Genomic DNA, 10910 nt, shown 5'->3' on the forward strand with positions numbered 1-10910 from the left:
CTCAAAAAAAATACACTCCCAAAACTATGAACTATTTTGTTCAGTAGTGGGAGTGTGTTTTTCTATATCTTTATAAAAACAAATGAGAGTGGAACTACTTTATTCGCAAAAGTAGTTTTGTCCCAGCCTCTTTATTTTTTATTCATTTATGATACTACATTATTTTTTAACAGGCGTATTAAATAAAGCATAGTTATTTTAAGATTAAGTGGTAGAATAGCAAGAAGTTAAAAAGTACACTCATTTATAGAGAAGGAAGGCCATTATATGTCAAATGTTTTTATATGGATAATGTGTGTATCCATATTAGTAATAGGAGTAGGGTTATGGGCGCTAGCCTTAAAAATACCTGCTTATAGAAAAGGAATTATGATTGTTTATGCTTCCTTTCAGTTGTTTTATCTTTTATGGAGGGTAACAAGTACAATCCCCATTACAAGTATTGATGGAACATTTTTTGGGTTACTGTTAGTATTCACTGAAATATTTTCTTTTTTACAAACGGCTGTTTTCATTCTTTTATTTTCAAAAGAAAAAAAGATTAGTCAAGAAGTAGTATTTTCGTACGATTTTGTTCCAAAGGTAGATATATTCATTGCTACATATAACGAGGAAGTAGAATTACTTGAGAAAACAGTAGTTGCTGCTAAATTAGCTAAGTATCCAGAAGATAAAAAAGTAATATATCTATGTGATGATGGAAACAGAGTAGAAATAAAAGAACTTGCCAAAAAGTGGTCTATTCAATATCTATCTAGACCAAACCATAAAGGAGCTAAGGCAGGAAATTTAAATTATGGTTTAATGCATTCAAAGGGAGAGCTGATTGTTACGATGGATGCAGATATGATGATGAAACCAAACTTTCTTAAAGAAATTATTCCATTCTTTCAAGATGAAAAAATGGGATTCGTTCAAACACCTCAAGCTTTTCATAATCCTGATGTTTTCCAGCATAATCTATATGTAGAAAGTAATGTAAGAAATGATCAAGATTTTTTTATGCGCTTCTTACAACCAGCTAAAAATAAATTTAATGCGGTTATTTATGTAGGAAGTAATGCAGTATTTAGAAGAACTGCACTTGAATCTGTCAATGGCTTTGTGACAGATGTTATAACTGAAGATATGGCAACTGGTCTATTGATTCAAAATAAAGGCTGGAAGTCAGAATTTTTGAATAAAGTATTAGCTACTGGACTTTCACCTGAAACATTTCAGGAACTTATAAAACAACGTGTACGTTGGGCTAAAGGAAATATACAGGTATTTAAGAAATATTCACCTAGAAAATTGAACCATCTTAATAGTATTCAAAAATTATTGTACATGGATGGTGTGCATTACTGGTTCTTTGGTATTTATCACTTCTTATATTTGATGTTTCCTATCGTATCCGTTTTATTCGGTGTTCAAGTAGTTGAAACCCCGTCATCAATCTTCTTACCAATATGGCTGGTTTCTTATATTTTATCAAACCTAGTTTTTTCTTCTGTTGCAGGAAAAGAATTTAGACCGATGTGGGCTAGTGTAGCTGAATTAGCTATTTTTCCACATATTGCATTGGCAGTTTTTTTAGAATTAATTGGACAAAAAACAAAAACATTTGCTGTTACAACAAAAGGGCAAACTATTGATAAAACAACTTTTCATTGGAGAATGATGATTGTTCAACTTGGTTTTTTAATTTTATCACTTCTTAGTTTAGGAATAATCGGAATAAAAATGATAGTAAATCCAGTTCAAGTCTTAATTTATTGGGCTCTTCCGTTGTTCTGGCTTAGCTATAATATCCTTTGTTTAATAGGAGCCTTGCACATATCAGTCGATCGAAAAAGATATAAGAATCAATTAGTTCCTTGTAATTCCAAAGCAGTATTGAAAAACAAACAAAATGAAGTTCCAATTACTATTATAAAGATACATGCGGAAAAAGCTGTTATTAAAGTAAACAATGATTTTGGATTCTCGATAAAAGTAGGGGAAGAATATATTATGGAAGTTGAAAAAGGACTTCTAATTCCTGTCTGCATTCTAAAATCGTCACATCCTTCTCAAACAAAACGATATTCTGTTAAAGTAAAAGAATTAGATAAACAAACCTATTTGTCTTTTTTTGAGTACTTAGATCAATTAAATACAAAAAGATTCAAAAAAAGAGAAACAGATTATAAACGTCCTGTATATCACTTAACTATAGGCTATTACATGGCAAAGTTAAAAATAAAAAAAGCCCTAAATGTTTAACAATTTAATGAGTAGAAAAAACGACGCCTTTTTATATGAAAGACGTCGTTTTTTTAATTTACTGATACATAAAATTAAATTGTTTAATCAGGCAAGATCTCAAATGCTAATTTTTGTATTATTGCTTCGTGTTGTGGATAATCCTTAAGCAATTCTGCTTGTGTAAATAACTCGAAATCTTCGTAGTCAAAACCAGGAGAGACCATACAACTAACTAATGAATAACCCCGAATCCCTTCAATACTTGACCCGAAAATAACACCTTTAGGAACCGTGTATTGCAGTTTTTCATTGTTTTCAAGTTTAGCGCCTAAATTGACTTGATCATAACGTCCATCAGGATAAATCATATGGATAGTTAATGCATTACCAGCATGGAAATACCAAACCTCATCGGATTTTAAACGATGAAAATGAGAAGGACTATCTTGATTCAATAAAAAATAAATACTTGTATATAAAGGTCGTTCATCTCCTTCTTTAGTAGTATACGACTCAGCTGGCTGAGAGATAGACTTAAAAAAACCTCCTTCAGGGTGAGGAGATAGTTCTAAATTTTTTATCCAGTAGTGCTCCGTTTTTTGATTCATATTAATGAACTCCTTTATTCTCTTTTCTATCAGTATACAAGAAGATGCACGAAGACGATAATTTTTTTGAAAAAAGAGGGAATTATTCATTCTAATTAGTTTGGAATTATTGTTATAGACTAGCAAGGAATAGGGATTTTTCTTGAAAAATCAGCTTTTTTAAGCTATTATTGAGTAGCTAGAGTTAAGAGAATAATTAAATAAAGTCATAAAAATAGAGATGAAAAAATAAGCAACGCCTAGAATAGCGAATGGAGGGTACAGAAAGTGACACAAAGATATGCAGTAGTGTTAGCGGCAGGTCAAGGATCACGTATGAAATCTAAGTTATATAAAGTGTTGCATCCCGTTGCTGGCAAACCGATGGTTGGACATGTAATTGAACAAGTAGAGGCAACAGGTGCAAGTAAAATTGTTACAATCGTGGGATTTGGTGCAGAGAAAGTTAAGGATTACTTAGGGGATAGAACAAACTACGCGGTGCAAGAAGAACAGTTAGGTACGGGGCACGCAGTAATACAAGCGGAAACTCATTTGAAGAATAAAGACGGGATTACTTTAGTTATCTGTGGAGACACACCTTTATTATCAGCAGAAACGTTAAACAACTTATTCGACTATCATCAAAAAAAGGGTGCAAAAGCAACAATCTTAACGGCACATGCTCAAGATCCAACAGGATATGGTCGAGTTATTCGTAATGAAGAAAACTACGTAGAAAAAATTGTTGAGCAAAAAGACGCTAATGATACAGAAAAATTAGTTCAAGAAGTTAATACAGGAACGTATTGCTTTGATAACAAACTATTATTTGAGACGCTTTCACAAGTAGGCAATGAAAATTCTCAAGGAGAGTACTATCTACCAGATGTTATCGAAATACTTAAAAATCAAAACGAAATCGTAGATGCCTATATCATGACTAGTGAAAATGAAGGAATGGGAGTTAATGATCGGGTTGCCCTTGCTGAGGCTTCTAGATTAATGCGTAGACGTATTAATACAATGCATATGCAAAATGGTGTAACATTGATTGATCCTATGACAACCTATATTGATAGCGACGTTACGATTGGATCAGATACCATTATAGAGCCAAATGTTACGTTAAAAGGAAAGACTATAATAGGCGAAGATTGCTTTGTTGGAGCTCATTCTGAAATAGTAAATGGAACAATTGGTGACGGCGTACGTGTTACGAATTCAAGTATTAAGGATTCTGTAATGGAAAAAGATAGCAATATCGGACCTTATAGCCATCTTCGTCCCAATAGTCATATTGGAGAATCAGTTCATATCGGTAATTTTGTTGAAATAAAAAATGCAACTATCGGAAAGACATCTAAAGTTGGACATTTAACGTATGTTGGTGATGCTGACTTGGGTGAAAATATTAATATTGGTTGTGGCACAATTTTTGTGAACTATGACGGTAAAAATAAATTCAGAACAACTGTGGGAAATAATGTTTTTATTGGCTGTAATGCTAACTTAATTGCACCATTAACCATTGAAGAAAATGTTTACATTGCTGCAGGGTCTACAATTACAAAGGACGTTCCAACTCAAGCTATGGCAATTGCTCGGGCACGCCAAGAAAATAAATTAGAGTACTATAATAAATTACCACATTAAAATAACCTGTGAAATTCAAGTAAAGATAAGAATTGTCTTGATTTCTTTGATGAAAATGCATAGTATAGAATTGAATTGTAAACAAAGGATATTCTTGAAAATAAAGAAAGTGGAGGTCACTATGTCAGAACATTATTTTGATCCAAAGTTAAAGATTTTTGCGTTAAACTCCAATAAACCATTAGCGGAGAAAATCGCTAGTGAAGTAGGGGTAGAATTAGGAAAACTCTCAGTGGATCAGTTCAGCGATGGAGAAATTCGAATCAATATTGAAGAAAGTATTCGTGGAGATCATGTTTATATTATTCAATCGACTTCTAATCCAGTAAATGATAATATCATGGAAATGTTGATTATGATTGATGCATTAAAGCGAGCTAGTGCAAAAACAGTAAATCTAGTTATTCCTTATTACGGATATGCTAGACAAGACCGTAAAGCACGTTCTAGAGAGCCGATAACTGCCAAATTAGTCGCAAATATGATTACAGCTGCAGGAGCAGACCGTATTCTGACATTAGATTTACATGCTTCACAAATCCAAGGGTTCTTTGACATGCCAGTGGACCATTTGCTAGGAGCATCTCTTTTAGCGAATTACTTCTTAGACTGTGGTCTTGAAGGAGAAGGAGTAGTTGTTGTTTCTCCTGATCATGGTGGAGTTACTCGTGCTCGCAAATTAGCTGAGTTTTTAAAAGCTCCAATTGCTATAATTGACAAGCGTCGTCCAAAAGCTAATGTGGCTGAAGTAATGAATATCATTGGGTCAGTTGAAGGTAAAAAGTGTATCTTAATTGACGACATGATTGATACAGCTGGAACAATTACCTTAGCTGCTAAAGCTTTAGAAGAAGCAGGAGCTACGGAAGTTTATGCTTGTTGCACACACCCAGTTTTATCAGGTCCTGCAATCGAACGAATCCAAAATTCTGCTATCAAGCAATTGATTGTGACAGATTCTATTTATCTTCCTGATGAGAAAAAAATCGATAAAATTATCGGAATAAGTGTTAGTGCTTTAATGGCAGATGCCATTAAACGGATCCATGAAAATAAATCTGTTAGCCCACTTTTCGAAAGAAAGTTTAAAGAAAGCCATAAGTAAAAATAGCGAAAAAAGCAACAAGAGCTGTATAGCTTTTGTTGCTTTTTTTGACTAAAATAAGAATTAAAAAGAAACGTTACTCTTGTTGAGTAGTCTTTTGATTGCTACAATATGAGTAACAGACACTCTATTAAGAAGTGTAGGATGGATGGAGCCAATTCTTATGATTAAATTTAAAATGTATAAAAAATTAGTTAAGCCACTTGACGTAGTTATTATTATCTTATTGCTTATGGGTTCGTTTATTCCATATTTTATATTTACTATGTCCAATCGTTCAGAAGATGAAAATAGTATAGTCATGGCCATTATTTCAATTGATGGCAAAGAAGTAAAACAGATAGAGTTATCAGAAGAAACAGAAAAAGAACTATTTACTTTCTATCCATCAGGTGACCAATACAATATTATTGAAGTGGATGGAACGAAAATAAGAAATAAAGAAGATAATAGTCCTGATCAAATAGCGGTGAAAACGGGTTGGATTAGTAAACCAGGAGAAACAAGTATTTGTTTGCCTCATAAACTAATTATTGAAATAAAGTCAATTAATTCAAATGAAGAAACGGAAGAAGATTTTATAATACCTCTGTAATAAGGCTGAAAGAAACAATTCAGCTTTATTTTTTTTGAATAAATTTAAATTAAAAATGAATATATGCAAAATTAATGTATAATAAACGTATTTTTATTTAAAATTAAGTTTAATGTTGTATATTTATGTTTAATCTTGTATGATAGGAAAAAGCTTAAACAGATTAAACTATCGTAATAAGATAAAACATTTAAAAAAGGAGAGATAAAAAATGAAAAAATTCATTTACTTCGCTGTTGGAATGATGGTTATAAGCGGGTGTGGTCAATCTACTACTCAGGCAACAAATGAAGAATCCTTATTAGGTTCAAAAGAAAAAAATAAAACTGAACAAACGCTAAACTTAAGTGTCGCTTCAGAATTACCAACAATTGATCCGGCTTTGTCACAAGATACAATTAGCTTCACTGCATTGAATCAAGTTATGGAGGGGCTTTATCGTTTAGATACAAATGAAAAGCCAGTTCCAGCGTTAGTTAAAGAAGAACCTAAAGTGAGTGAGGACGGTTTAAAGTATCTCTTCACGTTAAAACCGGATTTGAAATGGTCAAACGGTGAGTCATTGATAGCTGCTGACTTTGAATATGGTTGGAAACGAATTGTAGATCCTAAAACAGCTGCTAATTATTCATTTGTGATGACAGACATAAAAAATGCTGAAGCTATTTTAGCAGGCGAAGCAGATGTTGCTGATTTGGGTATAAAAGCAATAAATGAATCACAATTAGAGATAACTTTAGAGAAGCCAGTAGAAAACTTTTTGAAACTATTAACAAAACCTACATTTTCTCCTCAAAAAGAATCATTCGTTACTGCTCAAGGTTCGAAATTTGGAACAAATAGTGAGGCGGCATTATATAATGGGCCTTTTATTTTGAAAGATTGGGACGGTACAGGATTATCTTGGACATATGAAAAAAACAATCATTATTGGGATAAAGAAAATGTTGCTTTAACAACGGTTACTAATCAGGTGATTAAAGAGACTTCTACAGGATTAAATTTATATAATAACGGAGAAATTGATTCAATTGCATTAACTGGAGAATTCGCGAAACAATATAACGAAAATACTGAGTTTATAGCACCATTAATGGCTAAATCGGTATACTTAGAGATAGATCATAAAAACAACCCTGCATTAAAAAATGAGGATTTAAGGAAAGCTCTAGCACTAGCGATATCTCGCGAAGAGTTGACAGAAAGTATAATTGCTAACGGATCTGAACCACTAGGAGGATTGGTTACAAAAGGATTAGTAGAAAATCCTCAGACTGGAAAAGATTTTAGAGAAGAAGCCGGCAATTATTTAGAGTATGAGCCAGAAAAAGCTTCAGAGTTATGGGCGAAAGCACAAGAAGAATTGGAATTGGATAATCTAGAGCTAGAACTGGTAGCAGATGATGATGAAGTAACAAAAAAAGTAAGTCAGTATTTACAAAATACAATTGAAAAAAATTTACCTGGTATAGCAGTTACTATAAAAAGTGTTCCTTTTAAAAATCGGATTGAATTAGGTGACAATGGAGATTTTGATTTATTACTATCCGGCTGGGGTGCAGATACAAATGATACAAATAATTTCTTAAGTTTATTTTTATCCGGTTCTGTTTTTAATGGTGGGAAATACTCGAATGAGGAATATGATAAACTGATTCAAGATTCTATGGGTGGAGAGAGTACTAATCCTGAAAAAAAATGGAAGAATAATTTAGGAGCTGAAAAAATTCTGATGGATGAGGCAGCAATTATTCCGTTGTATCAACAAGCTCAAGCCATGCTTTTAAGAAAAACAGTTCATAACTATCATTTGAGTCAAATTAATAGTGTCAATTTAAAATATGTTTCTATTAAGAAATAAAAATTCAAAAGGAGCTTAACTAGCTTATGAAAATATGGATAAATGAAACGCATCAGAAAGAGAGTATACAAGCTTTGAAAAAATTAATTGATATTCCCTCAATTAATTCAGGAGATGGAACAACATATCCACCATTTGGACAAGCTATAGATGATTGTTTAAAAGAAACGTTATTACTTTGTGAAGATTTAGGAATGTCTACTTATTTAGACCCAGAGGGGTACTATGGGTATGCTGACTATGGGCAAGGAGAAGAAATGGTAGCTGTCTTATGTCATTTAGACGTTGTTCCTGCAGGGGACTTGAGTTTGTGGGATACTCCTCCGTTCAGTGCAGTGATTAAAAATGGAAAAGTACTTGGACGTGGTTCGCAAGACGATAAAGGCCCTACAATTGCAGCTTTATATGGATTTAAAGCAGTAATCGATGAGGGGATTCTATTCACAAAACGTATCCGTTTTGTTTTTGGAACAGACGAAGAAACCTTATGGCGTTGTATGGAGCGTTACAACTTGAAAGAGGAGCAACCTACAATGGGATTTGTTCCAGATAGTTCTTTCCCTGTAACTTATGCTGAAAAAGGATTGCTTCAAGCTAAACTGATTGGACCAGGAAGTTCTGAATTTAATTTGACTTGTGGAGAGGCTTTTAATATAGTTCCTGGACGTGCAAGTTATCAAGGTAAGGACGCTAAATTAGTAAGTCAAGAATTAAGTAAAAAGGCTATTGAACAGGAATTCGATGGACAAACTGTTACAGTAAATGGTAAAGCTGTCCATGCTAGTATAGCTGGCGAAGGTGTTAATGCAATTAATCAATTAGCAACAGGTTTAATTCATGTACACTCCCATCCGATACTGAAATTTTTAGTAGAAAAAGTAGGAAATGAATCGAATGGTTCCAGTATTTTTGGTGAAATCAAAGACGAAATGACCGGTGGATTAACGTTTAATGTTGCATCCCTTTATGTTGGTGAAGATAAGTCGGAAATAGACTTAGATTTACGTATCCCTGTTAGTTTTTCAATAGAAAATTTAGTACAAACACTGAAAGAAAAAATAACCGCTTATGATTTAGAATATAAAGAGTTTGATCGCGTAGCTGGATTATATGTTCCTGAGGAAAGTGAACTAGTAAAAACATTAATGGCTATTTATCAAAATAAAACAGGGGATACAACAAAAGCGCTTACGTCGGGAGGAGCGACTTATGCAAGAACGATGAAAAATATGGTTGCTTTTGGTTCTCATTTCCCCACATCAGCTGGATTAGCTCATCAGAGTAATGAAGGGATATCGTTGGATGAACTGTTCCGAGCAATGGATATCTATGCAGAAACAATCTATCAACTATGTTGTAAATAATTCAACTAAAAAACATCTCACCACTTATCAATAAGTAGTGAGATGTTTTTTTAGTTTAAGAAAGCAGTTAGTCTATATTTATTTAGTCTGATTCTTTTTCTAGTTTATTCATAGCTTCTTCAGTAACTTTTCTGAGTGTTTCAGCAGAGTAATTCATTTTTTCTTGTTCGGAATCGTTTAAAGGTATTTGAATAACACTTTTAATACCTTGACGGTTAACTATTGCGGGTGCACCAATAAAGATATCTTTTTGGTTGTATTCCCCATCTAAATAAACAGAAATTGGTAAAATAGCATTTTCATCAGATAAAATAGCTTTGGTAATGCGCGTTAACGAAACTGCAATTCCATAAAAAGTTGCTCCTTTACGCTCAATGATATCGTAAGCAGCATCACGAACTTTAAAGAACATATCAACTAAAGCTTTTTCATCTACTCCGGGATTATCTTTTATCCATTCGTAAATTTGGAGGCCGGCTACATTGGCATGTGACCAAACTGGGAATTCTGTATCTCCATGTTCACCTAAAATGTATCCATGAACATTACGAGAATCCACTCCTAACAATTCAGCAATAGCTTGACGGAAGCGGGCGCTGTCTAAAGAAGTACCGGATCCGATAATACGGTGTTGAGGCAATCCAGAGAATTTCCAAGTAGCGTACGTTAGGATGTCAACTGGATTGGTAGCAACGATGATGATACCATCAAAACCACTTGTCATAATGCTATCGACAATTCCTTTAAATATTTTTAAGTTTTTTTGTACCAAGTCTAGACGAGTCTCGCCGGGCTTTTGAGCTGCCCCAGCAGTAATAACAATAATATCTGCATCATGACAGTCGCTATACTTAGCAGCATAAATTTTTTGAGGAGAGGTAAAAGCTAATGCGTGAGAAAGGTCCATCGCATCACCCTCTGCTTTTGCAGTATCGATATCAATAATACCGATTTCTTGAGCAATGTTTTGTGTGACTAAGGCGAAAGCGTAGCTAGATCCTACTGCACCATCTCCAATGATAATAACTTTTTGATGATCTTTTATTTCATTCTTGACCATAATATATTGTCCCCCTTATAAACATTATCATGCATCTTGATTATAGCACTCTGGTATAAGAAGTGGAAATAGAAGAGAGCGGTTAATAGTAAATTAAAACGCATTCATTTCATTATCGCTATATTTGCTCACTATTTAACTACCGTAAACGAATTTAATATCATGAACAAATAAAAACACGACACATAAATAGATTTTATCTATTATGTGACAAAAAAAATAATAATAAAATCACTAACTCAGCAAAAATGGAATTAGTAGGGCAATAAGTTGTAAAATACTCTATACTAATAGATGTAGCTGAAAAAGCAATTAAAGTGAAATGAAATTAATTTTTCGAAAAGACCTGGTTTTTCAAGTACTGATAATAAACCTATCATTGAACTAACGGAATGTCCTACAAAGATTATTTCTTTTAAATCTAATGCTTCTACAATATCTAAGACATCTTGT

Annotated in this window: 8 protein-coding genes; 6 read left to right on the forward strand and 2 right to left on the reverse strand. The window is 33.3% G+C overall.

Going from position 1 to position 10910, the window contains the following annotated elements; translation table 11 throughout:
* Positions 1-267 precede the first annotated feature (267 nt).
* A complete protein-coding gene (locus WBF61_RS03440) occupies positions 268-2247 on the forward strand; it encodes a glycosyltransferase (RefSeq protein ID WP_424253928.1) in 1980 nt (659 codons plus the stop codon).
* Between the two features lie 83 nt (positions 2248-2330).
* On the opposite strand, the gene WBF61_RS03445 is transcribed toward WBF61_RS03440, so the two are convergent.
* Positions 2331-2837 carry a cupin domain-containing protein gene (locus WBF61_RS03445; RefSeq protein ID WP_424253929.1) on the reverse strand — a complete coding sequence of 169 codons (507 nt, stop codon included), beginning with the start codon at positions 2835-2837 and terminating at the stop codon, positions 2331-2333.
* A gap of 267 nt (positions 2838-3104) precedes the next feature.
* Here WBF61_RS03445 and glmU point away from each other — a divergent pair, with 267 nt between their 5' ends.
* From glmU to WBF61_RS03470, 5 genes are all read left to right on the forward strand, one after another.
* Positions 3105-4472 (forward strand): bifunctional UDP-N-acetylglucosamine diphosphorylase/glucosamine-1-phosphate N-acetyltransferase GlmU, encoded by a 1368-nt coding sequence (gene glmU, locus WBF61_RS03450; RefSeq protein ID WP_424253931.1) that lies wholly within the window; start codon positions 3105-3107, stop codon positions 4470-4472.
* Positions 4473-4593: 121 nt separating this feature from the next.
* Entirely contained in the window at positions 4594-5577 is a 984-nt protein-coding gene (locus WBF61_RS03455; protein ID WP_424253933.1) for a ribose-phosphate diphosphokinase, read from the forward strand.
* 163 nt (positions 5578-5740) lie between these two features.
* Positions 5741-6172 carry a NusG domain II-containing protein gene (locus WBF61_RS03460; protein ID WP_424253934.1) on the forward strand — a complete coding sequence of 144 codons (432 nt, stop codon included), beginning with the start codon at positions 5741-5743 and terminating at the stop codon, positions 6170-6172.
* Positions 6173-6383: 211 nt separating this feature from the next.
* Positions 6384-8033, forward strand: coding sequence for a peptide ABC transporter substrate-binding protein (locus tag WBF61_RS03465; RefSeq protein ID WP_424253936.1), 1650 nt, complete (start codon positions 6384-6386; stop codon positions 8031-8033).
* Between the two features lie 26 nt (positions 8034-8059).
* Positions 8060-9397: a M20 family metallopeptidase gene (locus WBF61_RS03470; protein ID WP_424253938.1), complete on the forward strand. Its 1338-nt coding sequence runs from the start codon at positions 8060-8062 to the stop codon at positions 9395-9397.
* An 82-nt stretch (positions 9398-9479) separates the two neighbouring features.
* Here the strand turns inward: WBF61_RS03470 and WBF61_RS03475 are convergent, their stop codons facing one another.
* Positions 9480-10457: an L-lactate dehydrogenase gene (locus tag WBF61_RS03475; protein ID WP_424253940.1), complete on the reverse strand. Its 978-nt coding sequence runs from the start codon at positions 10455-10457 to the stop codon at positions 9480-9482.
* Between the last annotated feature and the right edge of the window lie 453 nt (positions 10458-10910).

The sequence above is a fragment of the Carnobacterium sp. genome, assembly GCF_049673005.1.
Classification (GTDB): domain Bacteria; phylum Bacillota; class Bacilli; order Lactobacillales; family Carnobacteriaceae; genus Carnobacterium_A.